This is a genomic window from Deinococcus psychrotolerans, assembly GCF_003860465.1.
Taxonomy (GTDB): domain Bacteria; phylum Deinococcota; class Deinococci; order Deinococcales; family Deinococcaceae; genus Deinococcus; species Deinococcus psychrotolerans.
Map to the genome: position 1 here is coordinate 75937 of NZ_CP034183.1, position 19968 is coordinate 95904.

Genomic DNA, 19968 nt, shown 5'->3' on the forward strand with positions numbered 1-19968 from the left:
CCCTCAAATGAACTGCCCCGTCAAGCTCCGCTCACACGCCTTCAAGCCGCTCGGCGGCCCTTCATACAGCACCTCGCCGCCCGCGCTGCCGCCTTCGGGGCCGAGGTCGATGATCCAGTCGGCCTGCCGAATCACGTCCAAATGGTGCTCAATGAGGATCACCGTGTTGCCGCTGTCGACCAAGCGGTCAATCAAGCGCATCAGCATCCCGATATCTGACAAATGCAGGCCGGTGGTGGGTTCGTCCATCACGTAGACGCTGCCTTTTTTGTGGAGTTCGCCCGCCAGCTTGAGGCGCTGGCCCTCGCCACCCGATACGGTGCTGAGCGGCTGCCCCAGTTTCAGATAACTCAGGCCCACGTCGTTCATGGCCTGAATGACCGAGCGCACCTTCTTTTCGGTAAAAAAGGCCAGCGCTTCCTCGGCGGTCATCTCCAGCACGTCGGCAATCGACTTTCCGCGCAGATGATAAGTCAGCACCTCTTCCTTAAAACGTTTGCCCTCACAGACTTCACACACCGAAGTCATGCCTTCCATAAACGCCAGATCGGTGTAAATCACGCCCAATCCACTGCATTCGGGGCAACTGCCCTCACTGTTGAAGCTGAACAGCGACGGGCTGACCTTATTGGCAGCGGCAAACGCTTTGCGGATGTCGTCCATGATGCCGGTGTAAGTCGCCGGAGCCGAGCGGCTGTTGGCGGTTACGCGCGACTGATCGATCACCACCGCGCCCAAGTGCTGCGTCAAAAATACCTCGTTGATCAGCGAACTCTTGCCCGAACCGGCCACGCCGGTGATGATGCTCAGCACGCCCGTTGGAATGTTGACCGTCACATTTTTGAGGTTGTGCAAGTTGGCGTCTTTGATGGTCAGGTGGCCCGTCGGCGTCCTTACTTTGTTCTTGACCGGTAGGTGCTGGCTCAAAAATTGTCCGGTCAGCGTGTCGGCGTGCTTGAGGTCGGCGTAACTGCCCTCGAACACCACCTGCCCGCCGTGTGTGCCTGCTCCTGGCCCGATGTCGACGATATGGTCGGCCACCGCGATCACGTCGGGGTCGTGCTCTACCACCAGCACGGTGTTGCCTTTGTCGCGCAGCTTTTGCAGCAGGCCGTTGAGGCGGGCCACATCTCTTGCGTGCAGGCCCACACTGGGTTCGTCGAGGATATACAGCATCTCGGTCAGGCTGTTGCCGAGGTGCCGGATCATCTTGAGGCGCTGCGACTCGCCGCCCGACAGCGTGGACGTCTCGCGGCTCAGGCTCAAATACCCCAGCCCGATGTCGCAGAGGTGTTGCAAGCGTTCCACCAGTTTGCCCGCCACCCGCGCTGCCGCCGGGTCGCTCAAGGTCTTCAAAAACTGGATCAGTTCGCCAATTTCCAAGTCGGACAGCTCGGCGATATTTTTGCCGTCTATCCGGCAATTCAGCGCTGCTTCGTTCAGCCGTGCCCCGTGACAGACCGGACAGGTTTGCGAGGTGGTAAACGCCTCGAACACCGCCTTGCTGCGTACCGACATGGCCGCCGCGTCTTTTTTGAGGTACATGCGGGCAAAGCGCTCGATCAGGCCCTCGTACTTCAAGTTGAAATCGGTGAAGGCGACCTTATGATCGCCAGCGCCGTACAGCAAAATCTTCAGTTCTTCGGGGCTGTACTCGTCAATCGGTTTGTCATTGTCAAAAAATCCGGACTGCGCGTAAGTCTTCCAAGTCCAGTGGCTCCCGACCTTGAAATCGGGGTGCAAAATCGCGCCGCCGTTCAGCGACAAAGAGCGGTCTAAAAACCTCTCCAAATCGAGCTGCACTGTTTTGCCGATGCCCTCGCACTCGGGGTACATGCCCTGCGGCGTGTTGAAGGAAAAAGCGAAAGCTGGCCCGGCGCAGGGCTCCCCGAAGCGCGAAAAAAGGAGTCTCAGCGGCGCGGCGATGTCGGTGTAGGTGCCGGCTGTGGAGCGTGAGCCGCCGCCGACCCGCTTCTGGTCAATGATGATCGGCGCGTTGAGGTGCTCGATTCGGTCGACGTCGGCCTGGCCGTAGTGAGGCAAAAAGCCCTGCACGAAAGCGGTAAACGTTTCGTTGAGCTGGCGCTGCGCCTCGGCGGCAACCGTGTCGAACACCAGCGACGACTTGCCGGAACCCGATACGCCAGTAAACACTGTGATTTTATTTTTGGGAATGCGCAGCGAAATATCTTTGAGGTTGTTTTCACGTGCGCCGTATATTTCGATGAAGTCACGGGCGGGTTGGATGGTCATGTTTGGCCTCCTGAACTTCAGACTCCCTGAAAAGGAGATGAAAATTGTTTAGGGCGAGCTTTAATTTCTCTTCATGTCTTTCCTTCTGAAGAAACCCTCAAGGTGGATATTCCGGTTTGTTTTGTCTCTTATCCGGCGCTGTTTATACTCGCTGCATGACTCAATCCAGCCCTATCAAGACAGACAATCCTCTGCTCAACCTCGGTTTTGAAATTCCCTTTGACCGAATTAAGCCCGAACACGCCGAACCGGCGGTAGACACCTTGATTGCCAAGTGCCGCGAGGATTTGGAGCGGGCCGCCAAAGCCCCCGAGCGTCAGTTCGCGGGCTTTTTGCAGGAACTCGACACCTTGGGCCAGCAACTCGCGGCGGTGCAAACGGTAGTCGGCCACCTCAACGGCGTCATTTCCAGCGACGAGTGGCGGGCGGCCAACGAAGCGATCTTGCCCAAAGTCAGCGCCTTTTTCACCGAGTTGGGCCTTCATCCGGGGTTGTGGGCGGCCATGAAGGCTTATCAGCAGGGCGCGGACGCTCAGCAGCTCAGCTCCGAATGGACGCGCTTTTTGACCTTAGAAGTGGACGCCTTCCGCCGCAACGGAGCCGACTTGGGTGATGCGGGCAAGCAGCGCCTCACCGAAATCAATGTCAGCTTGGCTGAAATCACCAACCAGTACGGCAAAAATGTAATGGACGGCATTAAAGCCTATGAGTTGTACGTCGGCCCAGAGCGCATGGCGGGCGTGCCGCAGCGCCTCAAGGACGCCACCGCCGCAGACGCCGAGGCGCACGGGAAGGCCGGAATGCACCGCCTGACCCTCCACGCGCCGGTATACGGCCCCGTCATCACTTACGCCGATGACCGCAGCCTGCGCGAAGAACTGATGCGGGCCAACAACCTGGTGGGCGTCGGTGAGGGGCGCGACAACCGCGAATTGTTGCCGCAGATTTTACGCCTGCGCCGTGAACGGGCCGCGCTGCTGGGCTTTGAGAACTTTGCCGACCTGGTGACCGCTGATCGGATGTCGGGCAGCGCTCAGGCGGCCATCCAGTTTGAGCACGACTTGGAAGAGCGTACCCGTCCCTTTTTCGACGAGGAAAACCGCGAGCTGCTGGCTTATTACCGCCAAAAAGCTGGCGAAGGCGCACCGGAGATGGCGACCTGGGACGCTTCTTACTGGGCTGAGAAATTGCGTCAGGAGCGCTACGACTTCGACGCCGAAGTGCTGCGCCCCTACTTTCCGATGGAGCAGGTGCTCTCGGGCATGTTCGAGATTACCCGGCGGGTTTTCGGGATTAAGGTGAAAGAAGCACAGGCGGCGGGCTGGCATGCAGAAGTCAAGTATTACGACATCTTCAATGAAGCCGGAGAGCACATCGCCAGCTTTTACACCGATTGGTTTCCCCGTGACAGCAAACGCGGCGGCGCGTGGATGAATGCCCTCTATACCGGCGGCCCCCGCGAAGACGGTTTCGCTCCTCACCTGGGTCTGATGTGCGGCAACCTCAATCCGCCGAGCGGCGATACGCCTTCGCTGCTGAGTCTGGGCGAGGTGGAAACGGTCTTTCACGAGTTCGGCCACCTGCTTCACCACGCCCTTGCCCGCGTGCCGGTGCAGTCGCTGAGCGGCACCAAAGTGGCCTGGGACTTCGTGGAATTGCCTTCGCAGATCATGGAAAACTGGGTCTGGACGCCGGAAGGCCTTGAGCTGATCGCCAAGCATTACCAAACTGGCGAAGGCTTGCCGGACGCGCTCTACCAAAAGATGCTGGCCGCCCGCAATTTCCGCGCCGGGGGGATGGCGATGCGGCAGTACAGCTTTGCCACGGTTGATCTGGCGCTGCACGTCGAGTACGACGAGGCGCAGGGCGATCCGCTGGACTTTGCCCGCACCTTGATGAACCGCTACACCTTCTTGCCGCTGCCGGAAAGCAACTTCATTACCCAGTTCGGCCATCTGTTCTCCAGTCCGGTGGGCTATGCGGGCGGCTATTACAGCTACAAGTGGGCCGAAGTGCTCGACGCCGACGCCTTTTCCCGCTTCGAAAACGAAGGCGTCTTCAACCGGCAGACCGGGCGCGAATACGTGGATAAGCTGCTTTCACGCGGTGGCAGCGTGGAGCCCGCTCAGCTTTACCGTGACTTTATGGGCCGCGACCCCGACCCTGAAGCGCTGCTGCGGCGCAGTGGGCTGAGCAAACAGTAAGCCGACAGGCCTGAGCCAGAACTGACCGGGTGGGAAGAATGGGGGTGTTCAGTTTTTGTGACACTCCCGCTTTCACTTCTGACGCTATGATGAGCAGCAATGGCGAATGTCGTAAAGCCTGCCGTGCTGGTCGCGGCTTCCACTTCCTCGCGGGCAGCGGCGCTTTTTGGCCACTTGCCTCAAGCCGACGTCTTTCATTCGCCCGACGCCGACACGCTGCTGCGCGAAACCCGCCTGCGCCCGCCGGACGTGCTGGTGCTGTATACCGACTTGCCCTCCAGCGTCGCGCTGAGCGAGGTGCTGGGCATCTTGAAGAGCCGCGAAGACCTCGCCAACACTCGCTTTCTGGCGGTGGGGAGTCAGGGCCTGGGCGCACTGCTCAGCGCCGGGGCCGACGCCCTGATGAGCGACAGCACCGCTCCGGAAGCGCTGGCCTTTTTGATCAGTACGCTGCTGGGCCGGGTGCGCCAGCAACGCGAACTGGCTGAGCGCAACCTGGGCCTGCTCAAGAAGCTCGACGCCTGGGAGCATGAGGAGCGGGTGCGCGATCAACTCGTTCACATGCTGGTTCATGACCTCAAAAACCCTATCGCGGCGGTGATGGGCCTGCTCGAAATCGTGGAAGAAGACGAGCGGCTGCCCCAAGACATGAAAGAACTGGTGCATTTGTCGCGGGAAGAAACCCAGCACCTCTTGCACCTGTCGGTCAATATGCTCGATGTCCGCAAGATTCAGGCGGGAAAAATGAATCTCGACTTCGAGCTGATGTTTTCACCTATGTATACCGAAGTGATCGACTTGGCGCGGGGCGACGTGGGCGCGGGCCTGCGCGAGCGCCGCCTGACCATCGACGTTGCGCCCAACTTGTCGCCGGCGCGGGCCGATCCAGGGATTTTGCGGCGCATTTTTGCCAATTTGCTGAGCAACGCCATGAAGCACACCACCAAAGACGGCAAAATCGAAATCAAGGTGCTTAAGGTCGCTGAAGACGTGCAGTTCACCATCCGCGACAACGGCGAGGGCATTCCCGCAGATGACATTCCCAACTTGTTCGCCGCCTTCGAGCAGTCGCGCCTGACCCTACATGGCCGCTTTGACACCGGCATGGGCCTCGCGTTTTGCAAGCTGGCGATTGAAGGGCACGGCGGGCGCATCTGGGTGGAATCGGTGCGGGGCAAGGGATCGACCTTCACCTTCATCTTGCCGCTGGCCCGCGACGAGGAAGACGACGACGATTTCGCGGAACTGGTGTCGTAACCGCCGCTAGCCCTGCGCTGGCACGAGCGCCTGAACCCGTCCAACTACCCCCGAAATCAGGCGAACCTTGATGCCGTGCGGGTGGCTGGCCGAGTTGGTCAGCAGCGCCGCCACCACGCCGCGAGTGAGCTGGCCGCTGGCCTGGTGGTGCTTTTGAATCACGTCCACGGTCAGGCCGGGGCGGATGAGGGAGCGGGGCGGAGTCATGGGGTTAGGATAAACCGTTTTTAGCCGACGAAAGCCGAGAGTAAACCAGCGGTTCGGAAAAGTGTGAAAGCAATTGAGGAGCTTGGGATTCGTACGCCACTGGCGTATAGTGCAAGCGTGGTCATCGTTGAAACGAGTGTCTTCACCCGACGTATCCAGCAGTTTCTTGTTGACGACGAACACCGCGAACTTCAAAGCCTTTTGGTGGCGCGGCCCCATCTTGGAAAAGTGATTCAGGGAGGCGGCGGCCTTCGCAAAACCCGCTATAGCTATAACAACTTGGGTAAGAGCAAAGCCTTGCGCCTGATCTATTACTACGCTGAGACTCGTCAGCAGCTACTGATGCTCTACGTCTATCCCAAGTCTGAAACCGCCGACCTCACCAAGAGTCAGGTGGCGGCACTTCGCAAACTTATCGAGGCAACTTATCCATGAATGACGAATTGTTTAACGAGTTGGTTGCCAGTGTGGAGGAAGGTGGGGCGATCTTGCGCGGTGAGCAAACCGCTTCGCGTACCTTTGAATTTCAGCCCGTCAATGTGACCCGCATCCGCGAGCGCCTCAGCTTATCTCAGCCGCGTTTTGCCGCTTTATTGGGAATTAGCACTGCCACCCTCCGCAACTGGGAACAGGGCCGCCGAACACCGGAAGGTCCAGCCCGCGTGCTGCTGAGCGTGGTGGACAAATACCCAGAAGTCTTGAGGGACTTGAATTTGGGTGGGGGCTAGTGGACGACCACAGGTACAGCTGATGCAATATCTGAAGAACCTGAATCAGGGATTTCACGTCCTGAACGAATTCTATTCTTCTCATCATCTCAAGACTATAAACGTGCTCATGCCTGTAGTGATCCACTAGGGGAGTGGGGTGTACAACGCCGAGAGTGGACTGGTTGTTAGCTTGGTGGCACTTTTGGATCATTCATGCGCGTAGGTTGGGATAAAGGCATTGTGTTTCGACTTGCATTCTCGCGTAATATTTTCTTTTATTATGTTATTTACGTATAAGACAGGAGCTTTCTTATCCCAAGCCCCAAATAGCTATACTAGAGAAATGTCGGAAAAAAAAGCATATGTTTTTAAGTTCAACGCATATGGTTCTCCAGTAGTAGCTGGCGGTGCAAGTCATAGGTTAGACATCAACGATATTTTTACGGATATACATTCTTTAGATATAGTCAAGTCAGATACTACAGGTAGAATTTTGATATGCCGAGATGAGGTAGATAGTGATCCTCTCTTCATCAGAGTTATAGACAATGACAAAACTAAAAGGATTGTTAGCGGAGTCTTCTATTCAATCAAATCTAAGAATTTGCCAGATCAGTTCGATCCAGTCACAGGACTTATTTCTCCTCTAAGCATCTCTCGGGATTTATTGGATAAAACACACTTTCTTATAGACACCAGCAATTGTATGCTAGTTATACATAGGAGCAAAAGCTCTCCAAGCACGGGCCTGCTCGCATACTATATAACGGAGAAGTTAAATAAGACTGTCAACGCTTTATCTATAGATGTGCATTTTAGGAAAGGCGTATTGGAAAAGATTGAGAAGAAGAGTTCAAAAAATAAAATAAAGTTTTTCGAGATGAAAATAAAGAAAACTGCCTTAGTACGCGCACATTTGCTCGGGAATGATGCGAGACAGGCATTAGAATCCTTATCCAAGCTTTCTGGAGCAGATTCGATAGGAATATCTATCAGTCTGGAGAAATACCATAGCAAAGGGGGATTTAATATAGATGAACTACTGGGAAATATAAAAAAATTTCTCGGAATGGAAATTTCAGACAAACCGCTGAGTGATGTTGAGGAAGCTAAAGTAAAAGCGGGCGACGAGGTTATTAACCTACTAAGTAGCAAATTTTCTATAAGTTTCGATGTTCCCAGCAACGTAATGAGTGCTAGAAATGTTGACAGCAAAGCTGTACTGAATTTAATCTACAATGAATATCTCAGTCGGAAGGCAGATTTGTAAAGAGGTGAAACTATGGAACCAAAAACTGCACCGAATCTAGGTAAGTCAACTAAGATGCAGCTTTTCTGGGTCTCTATAGCATATATCATATCTCTAATACTGATTCAAAGACTATATCCCAATTTTGTATGCAAGTTTACCATCACTGAGGGAGTTGCATTCTATCTCTCTATATCGGGCATAGCTGCAACTTTGACGGGCTTCGTTATAGCTGGCACTACCGTTCTTTCGACCATACTTACTGAACCTGAATTCAAATTCAGTGCTCTCAAAAAATACTTTTCACAAATATATTTTGTTTTCAGCGGATCGTCCGTAATGTTAGGGTGCACAATACTTTTTGGAATATTCTCAGCAGTATTTCCGAAGAATTTGACGGCATCTTTGTTTCTCTTCTATATAACTTGCTACGTTTTCACTATATCTATTGTAGGAATTCTGATAGGGGTTAGAATTCTCGGAGACATTGTCCGTATTGATGCAAGTGGTATATTAGATCAAATGAGCGAAAAAATTGAATTTACAGATAGACCTACTTCGAAGGATGGTTAGCCCTTCTACATATAGATTTTGACCTTACATTTCGCTGGAGAACAAGTTGGAGTTTTCATAGATCAAATCACTCCCAACCGCTTCTCCTCTTCGTACAGCCGCTCGCTGACGAACTGCTTGAGGAGCGTCTGATACGGCATCTGCTTGAGCCTGGCAACGTGCTTGAGGCGGGTTTCGGTATCTGTGTCAAGGCGCAGGGTGGTCATGAAAGTGTCTTTGGGCTGGCGGGGTTGACGGCGGGCGGGCCAGGGGCTTGCATCCTCAGCATCACTTTGGGGCCTTTGCCTTTCTTGGTCTTTCCAACATCCGGCCCCCTTTATGGGCGGCACTTGCAGCTCCGTCCATAAAGATCTGGCGGAGCTCGAGCAAGCCTTGATCAGCACGCTGTTCGTAAAGGGCCTCAAGCAGCGCCGGGAAGACATCTCTCTTGACGGGAACGCGAGGAAAACGCAGCGAAGATTTTTATTGGCGTGAGTATGGCTGTCGGTGCTCGGATCACTTCTCCCGCTTCTACAAACGCCTCTTTTGAAGTCACCACTCAGCTTCACTCAATGAAAGACTTGTGCAAAAAAAGTTGTTATTCCCGCATCAACATCGCTTGGTTCTGCTGATTCTCGAATCCAACTACGCAAGCTACCTAGATAATCAAGCATGATTTCATCAAAATAATTCTGCTCTTCTTGTGTGATCTCGTAGTGTTCGAAGTACCAAGAGTTCTTCCCTTTCTCCTCATGGGCTTTTATCAAGAATTCTGCAGATTCGACGCTCAAAATTCGGTCATCGTTATAATTTCTCCCTACAGTCTCCGTAAAAACAGATCTAAACATCCCAATGGTACCATTATGGTCTTTCAGCAGTCTTTCGGAATTCATTGCCCTACTCCTTTGTTTAGTATCAAAAGGTTTGTTCTGCCCGATATTTACAATCGCCCTCAACCTGATATTACTTTTTGGGATTGGGCAAACGCGAAGTCCCACCACGAAGGTCAATAATTTCTATCGTGCCGTTTTTTATGCCCTCTTCAAGAATGTCATTTTTTATGTTGCCCATAAACTGCAGCAACCCACCTTAATTACATCGTGTATTTCTTCTTTATCTGAAATTATGCGTGTAAATTTCTCAGATTCGTCAAGATCTTAAAACATATTGCCTTTGGTGTGATAATTGAGAAAGTGATCAAGGTCAATAAATGCGTTCCGTCACTTTGTTACTTTCCAACTGCTTCTCCTCCCCGTACAACCGCTCGCTGACGAACTGTTTAAGCAGGGTCTTATAAGGCATCTACTTGGGCTTGGCGACGTGCTTGAGGTGGGGTTCGGTGTCGGCGTCTTGACCCTGAGTCTCAAGGTAACCTTTTTAAGACTTGCCACTTTCACCCCGCGCCCAGACGCTAAACTGCCCTAATGACTCTCGCCGTGCCCTCGCTTTCCAAGCTGCTGCCGACGGTGCCGGTGGGCAATCTGATCTTGCTGCCGCAGGTGGCCCGCGCCGCGCTGTTTGCCGCCCACGCTGGCCCCGCCGTGCTGCTGACCACCCCCGACCGCCTGCCGCTCTACGAGGGCGCGGGCAAGCTCGGCGCACCGATCAGCGTCAATCCGGGTCTACGCGAGTGGGACGACAAAAAAGAACACGTGGTGCTGGACATTCAAACGGCGATGGATTTGTTTCCGGCAAAGCCCGAAGACCACGCCCTGATGTTCAAAGTGGGCCGCCAGTATCCGCGTGAGGAATTGCTCTCACGTCTAGAAAAACTCGGCTACGAGCGTCTGATCGATGGCCGCTTGGACGAGATCGGCTTCGTGTTGCGCGGCGACACCCTGGATTTGTACTTGACCGCTGACCCGCAAGAAGACCAGATCGTCGCACTCCGGGCCGAGTTTTTTGGCGATGAACTCGACACCCTGCGCGAGTTGAGCCAAGACGGTTTTCCCAGTGAAAAGATGCCGCAGTTCACGCTGGCCCCCACCACCGAGTATCTCAGCGAGGTCAAATGGGACGCCACCCGCCTAGAACTCCTCGCCGGACGAATCTTTCTGGACGCGCCAGAGTTCTATGCCTCCACACTTGGCCCGATGACCGACGTGCTGTGGGCGCACCTCCTGACCCGCGAAGTCAGCAGCTTTGGCCGCGCCCCGCTGATTCTGGAAGATTTCACGCTCGACCTGGTGACGCTGCCGTATTACCGCGCCCGCCTCGGTGAGCTGGCCCGCGACGTGGACGAGTGGCGGGCGGCAGGCTACCGGGTGCTGCTGCTGGTGCGCCATGACCGAACCGCTACCTACCTGGCCGAGAAATTGCTGGGCAACAAGGAGCCCAAGTGGCTGAATCTGCCGCGTCTGGAAGCGGGTGAACTGGGGTTCCTGCGCTCCAGCGGCGAGGGCGGCTTTGTCTTGGAGCAGGCCCGGATGGTCGTGCTGACCGAGGACTTGATCTACGGTTTTCAGGGCGGCTCGGCGCTGCGCGGCAAGAAACTCAGCGGCAAACCCGTCACCGACGCGCTGGGCCTGGCGGTGGGTGACTACCTGATTCACCCCGAACACGGCATCGGCCAGTTTCAGGGCCTGCAAACCCGCACCGTGCTGGGCGTCACCCGCGATTACCTCAACATCAGTTACAAGAATGAAGCCTCGCTGGCCGTCCCGATTGAACTGCTCCCCACCCTGCGTCGCCACCCCGGCACCACCGACGACCCGCCCGCGCTGAGCAGCCTCGATAAAAGCGCCTGGGCCAAGGCCAAAGAACGCGCCCGTAAGAACGCTGAGGAGGTTGCCAGTAAGCTGCTGGTGCAGTACGCTGCCCGCCAGGTCACGCCCGGCAACAGCTTCGCGCCCAATCCCGAATGGGAAAGTCAGATTGAAAAGAACTTTGAATTCGAGCTGACGGCAGACCAGAAGACGGCTCTCAAAGAAACACTCAAAGACTTGGAAGCTCCCAACCCCGCTGACCGCCTGATCTCCGGCGACGTGGGCTTCGGCAAAACCGAAGTGGCGCTGCGGGCTGCTCACCGTGTGGTGGGCGCGGGAATGCAGGTGGCGGTGCTGGTGCCTACCACGCTGCTGGCCGAACAGCATACCTCGGTCTTCGTGGAGCGCTTCAAGGACTTGCCAGTCCGGGTGGAAGGGCTGTCGCGCTTCACCGGCGACAAGCAGGCCAAATCTATCCTGGGCGATCTGGCGCAGGGTAAGGTGGACATCATCATCGGCACCCACCGCCTGCTGTCCAGCGACATCGTCTTCAAGAATCTGGGATTGATTATCGTGGACGAAGAACACCGTTTCGGCGTCTCGCAGAAGGAAAAGCTGCGGGCCATGCGCGGCCTTCCCGAAATCAATAAAGAGGGCAAAATCGAGATTCCGGAAGGCGTCAAGGCCATTGACACGCTGGCACTCTCCGCCACCCCGATTCCCCGCACGCTGTACATGAGCATGGTGGGCCTGCGCGATATGTCCAGCATTCAAACGCCTCCAAAAGGCCGCAAACCCATTCAAACCATCCTTGCACCCTTCGATCCGGTGACGGTGCGCGACGCCATCGTCTCTGAGATTGAGCGCGGCGGCAAAGTCTTCTACATTCATGACCGCATCGCCAGCATCGGCGCACGCAGCCTGTATCTGCGTAATCTGGTGCCGGAAGCTCGCATTGGCGTGGCGCACGGGCGCATGAACGAAGAGGAACTCGAAGAAATCATGCTCGGCTTTGAAGAGGGCGCGTTCGATGTGTTGGTGTCCACCACCATCGTAGAAACGGGCCTGGACATTCCAGAAGCCAACACCATTTTGATTGAGCGGGCTGACCGTTTAGGTTTGGCACAGCTTTACCAGTTGCGCGGGCGGGTTGGGCGGCGCAGCACCGACGCTTACGCCTACCTGTTCTTCCCGCCGCGCATGACCGAGAACGCTTCGCGGCGGCTGTGGGCCATTGCCGACCTTCAAGACCTGGGCAGCGGGCACCTGCTGGCCGAAAAGGACATGGAAATTCGCGGCGTCGGCAACATTCTGGGCGAGGAGCAGCACGGGCATGTGCAGGCCGTCAGCATCGACGTGTACACCGAGATGCTGGCCGAAGCGGTCGCCAAGCTCAAGGGCGAGCCGCTCAAGGCCGCGCCGACGGTCAGCGTTGACTTGCCGATCAGCGCCCGCCTCAACGCCGAGTATTTTGGCAACGACGAGGAAGCCCGTATCAGCACTTACGGGCGGCTCTCGGAGGCCCGCACCTTGCAGGCCATCAGCCGCGTCGAGCGCGACCTCCGCAAGAAGTTTGGCCCGCCCAGCCCCGAAGTCCAGAACTTCATTGACCTCGCCAAGCTGCGGCTGACTTCCCTGGCAAGGCGCGTGCTGAGCATCGGCGAAACCATGACCGACCTGCAAATCACCTTCGCGTACAAGGCGCTGGACTATGACGCGGGCGGCCTCAAGAAATTTCCGCACAAAACAGAAGTGACCACCTTCCCGCCGTCGCTCAAGATTCAGAAACGCGGCATCAGGGTGGATGATTACGCGAGGACTTTGATTGATGTGTTGGGGTATTTTGGGTGAGTGAAGAACAGACTGTGTTGCTGCGCTGGCTGATCGCCACCTGCCAGACGCAGCCTTCCAAGCGGCCCTGACCCGCAGGCCACGCCGAGCGGGTAGACTGCTTGACAATCCATGACCCTAACTCAATCTGAAGATTTGATGACTCCTGATGTCGCCCAGCGCCCGCTTGACGTGGTCGTGCTGGCCGCTGGAGCCGGAACCCGAATGCGCTCGGCCCTGCCCAAGATGCTGCATGAAGTGTGTGGCCGCCCGATGGTCGCTTGGGCCGTCAAAGCCGCCCGCGACGTGGGGGCACGCGACATCGTGGTGGTCACGGGTCACGGCGCAGATCAGGTGGAAGCCGCCCTCGCTGGGCCAGAGGTGCGTTTCGCTCGGCAGGGTGAGCAGCTCGGCACCGGACACGCCTTCTTGCTGGGCGCGGCCAAACTGCGCGGCGACGCCGACGTGTTGGTGCTCTACGGCGACAGCCCAATGCTGAGCGTGGAGACGCTGAACGCCCTGCGTGATGTTCATTTAAGTGAGCACAATGCCCTGACGGTACTGTCCAGCCGCTTAGACGACGCCACTGGCTACGGGCGCATCGTGCGCGGTGAGAGCGGTGACGTGGAACGGATCGTGGAGCAAAAAGCCGCCACCCCCGAGGAACTGCGCCTGACCGAGTTCAATTCTGGGGTCTACCTGATGGACGCCCGCGCTCCCGAGCTCGCTGCTCAGATCGGCAACGACAACGCCGCGCAGGAATATTACCTGACCGATCTGCTGGCCCTCTACCATCAGCAGGGCGCGAGGGTGGCGGCCTACTGTATTCCCGATCCCAGCGAAGTGATGGGAGCCAATGACCGCGTGCAGCTCGCTGAACTCGCCCGCTTGATGCAGCGGCGCATCAATGAGCGCCACATGCGGGCGGGCGTCACCCTGCGTGACCCGGCCACCGCCTACATCGAAGACACCGTCACCATCGCCCCCGATGTCATTCTCGAACCCGGTGTGGTGCTGCGCGGCCAAACCGACATCGGCACGGGAGCCGTGATCGGCGCGTACAGCAGCCTGACGGATACCCAACTCGCCGCCCGCGTCCAGATCAGGCCCCACAGCGTCCTTGAGGGAGCGCGGGTCGGCGAAGGCAGCGACGTGGGGCCGTTTGCCCGTCTGCGTGCCGGTGCAGTGCTCGATACGGGCGTGCACATCGGCAATTTCGTGGAAGTCAAAAACAGCCACCTCGCGGCGGGCGTCAAAGCGGGCCACCTGGCTTATTTGGGCGACGCCAGCATCGGAGCCGAGAGCAACATTGGGGCTGGAACCATCACCGCCAACTTCGACGGCGTCAACAAACACCGTACCCAGATCGGCGCGGGGGTCTTTATCGGCAGTAACGCCACCCTGATCGCTCCCGTGACTCTGGGAGACGCGGCGTTCGTGGCGGGCGGCAGCACCGTCAGTGCCGACGTGCCGGAAGGAGCGATGGCGGTGGGGCGCGGCACCCAGCGCAACATCGGAGGCTGGAGCCTGCGCTACTGGAAAAGGATGGAGCGTCAGGTGGCCCAGAAATTGCCCTGGCTCTCGGCCTGGCTCTCGCGGCAAGACTAGAAAAGCCCTCAGGTGGCTTAGAAAGGGGCCGTGAACCTTCAAGGCTCCTTTATGTTCGGGCACTACGCTCAGAGCGTTACATCTGACCTGCCGCCGAGCGCGTATAACCTAGAGAAGCACCTCTAAGCCCCCCTGCCGAGTTCAACTTTGCTCCACCCGACCTTCTCACTGAATCACGCGCCAAGCGTTTAAAGGAGTTTTATGGGCCCAATGGAAGTCATTTTAATTGTACTGGTCGTCGTTTTGCTGTTCGGAGCCAAGAAGATCCCTGAAATTGCCAAAGGCCTCGGCCAGGGCATCAAGGAGTTCAAGTCCACCAGCAAAGACACCACCACGGACACCACTGTAGTGACCCCGCGCCGCGACAGCGACGTCTAAACAAGGCGCGGGCCATGACCAAACTCAATGCCGGTGCCAGCGCCCCGATTTTTGATCACCTCGAAGAGTTGCGCCGCCGCATCATTTACAGCTTGCTGTTTTTGGTGGTCGGGGCGGGCATCGCTTGGACGAAGGTGCCGCAGATCATCTTGCTGCTCAAAGAACCGCTGACTTACACCAATCTCTACAAAGCCGACAAGCTCCAACTGGTTGCCACTGGCTTAACCGAGCAGCTTATTTTCAGCTTTACCATCGCCCTGTGGGCCGGGCTGGCGCTGGCACTGCCGTTCATCTTGCACCAGATCTGGCTGTTCATCGCGCCGGGTCTGTATCCCAACGAGCGCAAGTACGGCGGCCCCTTCATCGTCGGCGCAGGGCTGAGCTTCGTCGCTGGCATCGCGTTTTGCTACTACATGATCCTGCCGCCGATGGTCAAGTTTCTGGTGGACTTTCTCGGCGGTACGGTGGGCGCGATTTTCTCGATTGGTCAGTACATGGGCCAGATCATCACGCTGCTGATCTCGTTCGGCCTGTGTTTCGAGATTCCCATTCTGGCGGTCATCCTGACCCGCATCGGCATCGTCAACCACATGTTGCTCGGCAAGGTTCGCAAATACGCTTTCCTGGTCTGCTTGATCTTGGCCGCCATCATCACCCCGACGCCCGATCCGATCAACATGAGTATCGCCGCCGCGCCGCTGTACCTGCTTTACGAACTCGGCGTGCTGCTCTCGCGGGTGTTCCGGGTTCGTCCGAGCGACGCTTTGGAGTCAGGCAATCCCACTTGAGAGCGGTTATTTCGCACCCTCGCCGGAAACTGGTCTAGGAAAACCTGTCAATTGACTAGTGCGCCCCACATCTTGGTGGAGCGCACTTTTTAGACTAGACAGATGAACCACAACGATTTGCCGGTGCCGGATGCCAGCGGCCAAAATCTGCCGAGTATTGAAGATCTCCGTGCCCAGATCGACAGTATCAATGACGATTTGATTCGCCTGATTTCGCGCCGTGCCCAGCTCGCCGCCGAGATCGGCCACATCAAGACTCTGGAAGGCCGCCCGCACCACTACGACCCGGCCCGTGAAGAGCGGCAGCTCAAATACATTGAGGAAGTCAACCCCGGCCCTTTCACGGCAGCGGCGCTCAAGTCTATTTTCAAAGAGATCTTCCGGGCCAGCCTCGATCTGGAAGAAGCCAACGACAAAAAGCAGTTGCTGGTCAGCCGCAAGCAGCAAAGCGCCGACACCGTTCTGGACATCAAGGGCGTGCGAATCGGTGGAAACGGGCCGCCAATCATCATCGCTGGGCCGTGCAGTATCGAGGGCGAGGAGCAGATGGAAAGCACCGCCGCTTTCTTGGCGGCCAAAGGCGTCAAGATTTTGCGCGGCGGAGCGTATAAGCCGCGCACCAGTCCTTACGGCTTTCAGGGCATGGGCATCGACGGCCTGATTCTGGGTGCTGGCGCGGCCCGCGAACAGGGAATGCTGTTTGTCACCGAGGTGATGGACACCCGCGACGTGGAAGTGGTTGCCGAATACGCCGACATCCTGCAAATCGGCTCGCGGAACATGCACAACTTTGCTCTGCTGCGCGAAGTGGGCCGCAGCGGAATGCCGGTGCTGCTCAAGCGCGGGTTCGCCGCCACCATCGAGGAGTGGCTCTACGCCGCCGAGTACATTCTGGCTGAGGGCAACAAGCAAGTCATTTTGTGTGAGCGCGGCATTCGCACCTTTGAGAAATGGACGCGCAACACCCTCGACCTCTCGGCAGTGGCGCTGGCCAAACAAGAAACCCACCTGCCGGTCTTCGTGGACGTGACCCACGCGGCGGGGCGGCGCGACCTACTGATTCCGCTGGCGAAGGCTGCCCTGGCGGTGGGCGCAGACGGCCTACACGTCGAAGTCCACCCCAGCCCCGCCACTGCCCTCTCCGACAACGAGCAGCAACTCGATTTCGCAGGCTACGAAGCCTTTGACGCCGCCATCAAGCCGCTGATGGGTGTGTTGAGCGTCAAGAGCTGATTAGCGAATGGGGGAGAGAGGAGGGGGCGCTGCTCTCTCCTAGTGTTTTGGGCTTTGGGTTTCGCCCCCTGCGGGAGAACCGTAAATCAGACCCAGTCCAGCTTTGTCCACGGCTGCGGCGGCCACTCCACCCGGATGTCGTCGCCCGCTTTGATTTCGCCGCCCCGCAGCACCACACCCATGACGCCTGCTTTGCGAATCAGCTGGCCGCTATCATCTCTGCCCAGCACGGCGGCCAGCAGACCGGAGCGCTGGGCAGCGCCGAACCGTTCAATCTGAGCGCAGGGGTTTCGCAGCCCAGTGATTTCCACCACCGCTTCGCCGCCGAGATGCAGGCGCGTAGCGACGGGCAGCGCCAGCAAATCCAGCCCCAATGTCGTTACATTTTCACCGAGTTGCCCGGCACTGACCTCAAATCCCTGCGCGGCCAGTTCTTCGAAAAGTTCGGCGTGAAGCAAATGAACCTGACGCAAATTGGGCTGCGACGGGTCGGCGGCCACGCGTGAGCGGTGCTGAACCGTCACGCCGCTGTGGGCATCCCCCTCCACCCCGAGGCCCGCCAGCAAACGGATGCTCGGCTGCAGCGGCTTGCTGAACTCATGTGCGCCGCTCCGGCTGACGGCCCTGACCTGCCCAACAGGAGCGTCTCCGTTGCGACCTTCACTGTGACGGCTGTTCATTAACCTGCTCATTGTGTCACATTTCGCCGCCGATCAGTACCCGCTTTGGCTGAGGCTCTGGCGTGACATTTCACCTGACGCTCTCATGACTTTGGGCTTATCATAGGTTCACCGGCAGAGCGCCCACAACCCAAGTTTTTACTTCTGCTTCTGGCCGGTAAAGAGGTGACTTTGTGCATATCTACAAGCTGAGCGGACGCAATGTTGACGTGACCGACGCCCTGCGCGACTACGTGGAGAGTAAGCTGACGCGGCTCGACCGATTTAACGGTCAGATTACCGACGCCCGCGTGACCCTTACCGTCAGAGACGTACGGGACGCTTCACGCCGCAATAGGGTCGAGGTTCAGCTCAACGTGCCCAACGGCATTATCCGCGCCGAGGAACACAACGCCGACATGTACGCCGCCATCGACAAGGCCGGTGACGTGTTGGAGCGGCAGCTGCGCAAGTTCAAAACCAAAATTATGCGCCACCGCAACGACGCGACGCTTGACGCTGCAGCGCCTGCGCAGGCTGACAGCAGCGGTGACGATGTCAGCGAATTTAACCCTGAGATCGTGCGGCAAAAGCGCTTCGATATGCGCCCGATGTCTGCCGAGGACGCCGTGACTCAAATGGAAGCGCTCGGCCACGACTTTTACGTCTTTTTGAACATGACCACCGATTCCTGCGGAGTGGTCTACCGCCGCAAAGACGGCCACTACGGACTGATTGAGCCGAGCTGACCTGAAACGGTAAGCGGCAAAAGAGTTGGGGCATCTGAAACAAGGTGCCCTAACTGTCTTTGAGTAGCTCCCGTGTTGCGTCTTGATCCCGTTTCAGTTGCGCTTTCAGTTCGTCCAAGCCGCCGAACTTCTGCTCCGCGCGGATAAAGTGGAAGAACTTGACTTGCAGTTCTTTGCCATACAAATCGCTCTCGAAGTCGAGCAAGTTGACTTCAAAGCGCAGCGTGAGGCCGCTGACGGTGGGGCGGCTGCCGATGTTGGCCATGCCGCTGTACGTTTGGCTGGTTCCGCCAGATTCGACCTGCACCCGCACCGCAAAGACACCTCGGGGCAGCGCTTTGCCCCCGGCGACTTGCACATTGGCCGTTGGAAAGCCGATGGTGCGGCCCAACTGATCGCCCTGCACCACCACGCCCTGAGCGCTGTAGCGGCGGCCCAGAAAGCGCTGAGCGCTCTCCACGTTGCCGGAGCGCAGAAATTCGCGGATGCGGGTGCTTTTGATGTCCTCACCGCCCAGACTGTGCATCGGCAGCGCGATCACGTCGCGGCTGACCTGGCGCAAATCCTCGGTGCTGCCCTCCCGGCCCTTGCCAAAATAAAAGTCCTCACCCACCACGATCGAGCGTGGGCGCAGGCTCCGCAGATCATCCAGAAAATCGGTCTTGGGCCGGGCGGCGAACTCGGCTGTAAATGGCACGGCAATGACTTCGTCGATGCCGTAGCGCGAGAGCAGTTCCAGCTTCTCCGGCAAGGTGGACAAAAATTCCACACCCTGCGTAAAGACGCGGGTGGGCGGGTCGAAGGTGTAGACCACGCTCGGCACGTGGTAATGGCGGGCGCGTTCCTTGAGGCGGGCCAGGAGCGCTTGGTGGCCGAGGTGCAGGCCGTCAAACGAACCGACAGCCACCACCGTCTCGGTGTCGGGGCGCTGGCTGGGAGAGAGGTAGGTTTTGAGGTTGGTCACGCTCAAGTCAGTGCCGCCCTTCCTGCCCTTTGCCTTCCTGCCCTCGTCCCTGTTGATCCCCGCCTTGCTGATCCACCTTTGCGCCCATCCCGCTGGCGGGCGGCGCACCTGTCAGGGCCAGTAGCGCGGCGGTGACGGTGGCCGCGCTACCCTTAATGGAGCCGTCGCGCAGGCCGCTCAAGATCGTTTCAGGCCTGAGCCACACCACTTCGATGTCCTCGTCTTCGTCCATCTCCAAGCGCGACTCGCGGGCGTTGGTGGCCTTGAAGATAAACAGTTCCTCGTCGCTAAAGCCGGGGCTGGAGTAAAATTGAGTCAGCAAGGTCATATCGGCGTCGAGGCCGGCTTCCTCTTGCAGCTCGCGGCGGGCAGCGGCTTCGGGGGTTTCGCCCGCGTCGATCAGGCCTGCGGGAACTTCGGTGGTATAGGCATTGACGGCGTGACGAAACTGCTTGACGCACAGCAGCTCACCCGACTCGTTTTGCAGCAAGATGGAAACTGCCGGAGCGTGCCGCACGATCTCCCATTTGCCGTCCTGCACTTCAAGGCTGACGACTCGCCCGCTGTAAATGCTCTTGGTGCCGCTCTGATCTGACATGAGTGGAGTTTAGCAGGCGGGGGA

19 protein-coding genes are annotated in these 19968 nt (G+C 57.6%); 12 read left to right on the forward strand and 7 right to left on the reverse strand.

Features of this window, described 5'->3' with window-relative positions; genetic code table 11:
* Positions 1–3: 3 nt before the first annotated feature.
* Positions 4–2253 (reverse strand): ATP-binding cassette domain-containing protein, encoded by a 2250-nt coding sequence (locus tag EHF33_RS00415; RefSeq protein ID WP_124867116.1) that lies wholly within the window; start codon positions 2251–2253, stop codon positions 4–6.
* Between the two features lie 155 nt (positions 2254–2408).
* On the opposite strand from EHF33_RS00415, the gene EHF33_RS00420 reads away from it, so the two are divergent.
* Both EHF33_RS00420 and EHF33_RS00425 read left to right on the forward strand, forming a co-directional pair.
* Complete coding sequence (locus EHF33_RS00420) at positions 2409–4457, forward strand: M3 family metallopeptidase (RefSeq protein WP_124867117.1); 2049 nt, start codon at positions 2409–2411, stop codon at positions 4455–4457.
* Between the two features lie 99 nt (positions 4458–4556).
* The gene (locus EHF33_RS00425; protein WP_124867118.1) at positions 4557–5714 is read left to right on the forward strand and encodes a sensor histidine kinase; all 1158 of its coding nucleotides are present in this window, start codon (positions 4557–4559) and stop codon (positions 5712–5714) included.
* Between the two features lie 6 nt (positions 5715–5720).
* On the opposite strand, the gene EHF33_RS00430 is transcribed toward EHF33_RS00425, so the two are convergent.
* Positions 5721–5921 (reverse strand): YwbE family protein, encoded by a 201-nt coding sequence (locus tag EHF33_RS00430; protein WP_124867119.1) that lies wholly within the window; start codon positions 5919–5921, stop codon positions 5721–5723.
* Between the two features lie 117 nt (positions 5922–6038).
* Between EHF33_RS00430 and EHF33_RS00435 the strand changes: the two genes are divergently transcribed.
* The 4 genes from EHF33_RS00435 (at position 6039) to EHF33_RS00450 (ending at position 8453) form a co-directional block, all read left to right on the forward strand.
* Entirely contained in the window at positions 6039–6356 is a 318-nt protein-coding gene (locus tag EHF33_RS00435) for a type II toxin-antitoxin system RelE/ParE family toxin (RefSeq protein WP_124867120.1), read from the forward strand.
* On the forward strand, positions 6353–6649 hold the full coding sequence (gene nadS, locus EHF33_RS00440; RefSeq protein ID WP_124867121.1) for a NadS family protein: 297 nt from the start codon (positions 6353–6355) through the stop codon (positions 6647–6649). Before EHF33_RS00435 ends, nadS begins: the two co-directional genes overlap by 4 nt.
* A gap of 325 nt (positions 6650–6974) precedes the next feature.
* Positions 6975–7901: a hypothetical protein gene (locus tag EHF33_RS00445; RefSeq protein ID WP_124867122.1), complete on the forward strand. Its 927-nt coding sequence runs from the start codon at positions 6975–6977 to the stop codon at positions 7899–7901.
* Between the two features lie 12 nt (positions 7902–7913).
* Entirely contained in the window at positions 7914–8453 is a 540-nt protein-coding gene (locus EHF33_RS00450) for a hypothetical protein (RefSeq protein WP_124867123.1), read from the forward strand.
* Positions 8454–8515: 62 nt separating this feature from the next.
* Here the strand turns inward: EHF33_RS00450 and EHF33_RS20965 are convergent, their stop codons facing one another.
* Positions 8516–8659: a hypothetical protein gene (locus EHF33_RS20965; RefSeq protein ID WP_164473366.1), complete on the reverse strand. Its 144-nt coding sequence runs from the start codon at positions 8657–8659 to the stop codon at positions 8516–8518.
* 342 nt (positions 8660–9001) lie between these two features.
* Positions 9002–9325: a hypothetical protein gene (locus EHF33_RS00455; RefSeq protein ID WP_124867124.1), complete on the reverse strand. Its 324-nt coding sequence runs from the start codon at positions 9323–9325 to the stop codon at positions 9002–9004.
* Between the two features lie 531 nt (positions 9326–9856).
* Between EHF33_RS00455 and EHF33_RS00460 the strand changes: the two genes are divergently transcribed.
* From EHF33_RS00460 to EHF33_RS00480, 5 genes are all read left to right on the forward strand, one after another.
* Complete coding sequence (locus EHF33_RS00460; RefSeq protein ID WP_124867125.1) at positions 9857–12988, forward strand: DEAD/DEAH box helicase; 3132 nt, start codon at positions 9857–9859, stop codon at positions 12986–12988.
* 111 nt (positions 12989–13099) lie between these two features.
* On the forward strand, positions 13100–14575 hold the full coding sequence (glmU, locus tag EHF33_RS00465; RefSeq protein ID WP_241191191.1) for a bifunctional UDP-N-acetylglucosamine diphosphorylase/glucosamine-1-phosphate N-acetyltransferase GlmU: 1476 nt from the start codon (positions 13100–13102) through the stop codon (positions 14573–14575).
* Positions 14576–14785: 210 nt separating this feature from the next.
* Positions 14786–14953, forward strand: a complete 168-nt coding sequence (gene tatA / locus EHF33_RS00470; RefSeq protein ID WP_420889948.1) for a twin-arginine translocase TatA/TatE family subunit — start codon at positions 14786–14788, stop codon at positions 14951–14953.
* A 14-nt stretch (positions 14954–14967) separates the two neighbouring features.
* Positions 14968–15741 (forward strand): twin-arginine translocase subunit TatC, encoded by a 774-nt coding sequence (gene tatC / locus EHF33_RS00475; RefSeq protein ID WP_124867127.1) that lies wholly within the window; start codon positions 14968–14970, stop codon positions 15739–15741.
* Positions 15742–15843: 102 nt separating this feature from the next.
* Positions 15844–16974: a bifunctional 3-deoxy-7-phosphoheptulonate synthase/chorismate mutase gene (locus EHF33_RS00480; protein WP_124867128.1), complete on the forward strand. Its 1131-nt coding sequence runs from the start codon at positions 15844–15846 to the stop codon at positions 16972–16974.
* A gap of 86 nt (positions 16975–17060) precedes the next feature.
* Here the strand turns inward: EHF33_RS00480 and EHF33_RS00485 are convergent, their stop codons facing one another.
* A complete protein-coding gene (locus EHF33_RS00485; protein ID WP_124867129.1) occupies positions 17061–17654 on the reverse strand; it encodes an MOSC domain-containing protein in 594 nt (197 codons plus the stop codon).
* A gap of 173 nt (positions 17655–17827) precedes the next feature.
* On the opposite strand from EHF33_RS00485, the gene hpf reads away from it, so the two are divergent.
* On the forward strand, positions 17828–18382 hold the full coding sequence (gene hpf, locus EHF33_RS00490; RefSeq protein ID WP_124867130.1) for a ribosome hibernation-promoting factor, HPF/YfiA family: 555 nt from the start codon (positions 17828–17830) through the stop codon (positions 18380–18382).
* A 49-nt stretch (positions 18383–18431) separates the two neighbouring features.
* Here the strand turns inward: hpf and EHF33_RS00495 are convergent, their stop codons facing one another.
* Positions 18432–19346 (reverse strand): bifunctional riboflavin kinase/FAD synthetase, encoded by a 915-nt coding sequence (locus EHF33_RS00495; protein WP_124867131.1) that lies wholly within the window; start codon positions 19344–19346, stop codon positions 18432–18434.
* A gap of 7 nt (positions 19347–19353) precedes the next feature.
* Positions 19354–19944: an NUDIX domain-containing protein gene (locus EHF33_RS00500; RefSeq protein ID WP_124867132.1), complete on the reverse strand. Its 591-nt coding sequence runs from the start codon at positions 19942–19944 to the stop codon at positions 19354–19356.
* Positions 19945–19968: the final 24 nt, after the last annotated feature.

Bases quoted from the DNA above. Each gene is read 5' to 3' on its own strand.
- EHF33_RS00415 (WP_124867116.1), bottom strand. From the start codon at position 2,253: ATGACCATCCAACCCGCCCGTGACTTCATCGAAATATACGGCGCACGT.
- EHF33_RS00420 (WP_124867117.1), top strand. From the start codon at position 2,409: ATGACTCAATCCAGCCCTATCAAGACAGACAATCCTCTGCTCAACCTC.
- EHF33_RS00425 (WP_124867118.1), top strand. From the start codon at position 4,557: ATGGCGAATGTCGTAAAGCCTGCCGTGCTGGTCGCGGCTTCCACTTCC.
- EHF33_RS00430 (WP_124867119.1), bottom strand. From the start codon at position 5,921: ATGACTCCGCCCCGCTCCCTCATCCGCCCCGGCCTGACCGTGGACGTG.
- nadS (WP_124867121.1), top strand. From the start codon at position 6,353: ATGAATGACGAATTGTTTAACGAGTTGGTTGCCAGTGTGGAGGAAGGT.
- EHF33_RS00445 (WP_124867122.1), top strand. From the start codon at position 6,975: ATGTCGGAAAAAAAAGCATATGTTTTTAAGTTCAACGCATATGGTTCT.
- EHF33_RS00450 (WP_124867123.1), top strand. From the start codon at position 7,914: ATGGAACCAAAAACTGCACCGAATCTAGGTAAGTCAACTAAGATGCAG.
- EHF33_RS20965 (WP_164473366.1), bottom strand. From the start codon at position 8,659: ATGACCACCCTGCGCCTTGACACAGATACCGAAACCCGCCTCAAGCAC.
- EHF33_RS00455 (WP_124867124.1), bottom strand. From the start codon at position 9,325: ATGAATTCCGAAAGACTGCTGAAAGACCATAATGGTACCATTGGGATG.
- EHF33_RS00460 (WP_124867125.1), top strand. From the start codon at position 9,857: ATGACTCTCGCCGTGCCCTCGCTTTCCAAGCTGCTGCCGACGGTGCCG.
- glmU (WP_241191191.1), top strand. From the start codon at position 13,100: ATGACCCTAACTCAATCTGAAGATTTGATGACTCCTGATGTCGCCCAG.
- tatA (WP_420889948.1), top strand. From the start codon at position 14,786: ATGGAAGTCATTTTAATTGTACTGGTCGTCGTTTTGCTGTTCGGAGCC.
- tatC (WP_124867127.1), top strand. From the start codon at position 14,968: ATGACCAAACTCAATGCCGGTGCCAGCGCCCCGATTTTTGATCACCTC.
- EHF33_RS00480 (WP_124867128.1), top strand. From the start codon at position 15,844: ATGAACCACAACGATTTGCCGGTGCCGGATGCCAGCGGCCAAAATCTG.
- EHF33_RS00485 (WP_124867129.1), bottom strand. From the start codon at position 17,654: ATGAACAGCCGTCACAGTGAAGGTCGCAACGGAGACGCTCCTGTTGGG.
- EHF33_RS00500 (WP_124867132.1), bottom strand. From the start codon at position 19,944: ATGTCAGATCAGAGCGGCACCAAGAGCATTTACAGCGGGCGAGTCGTC.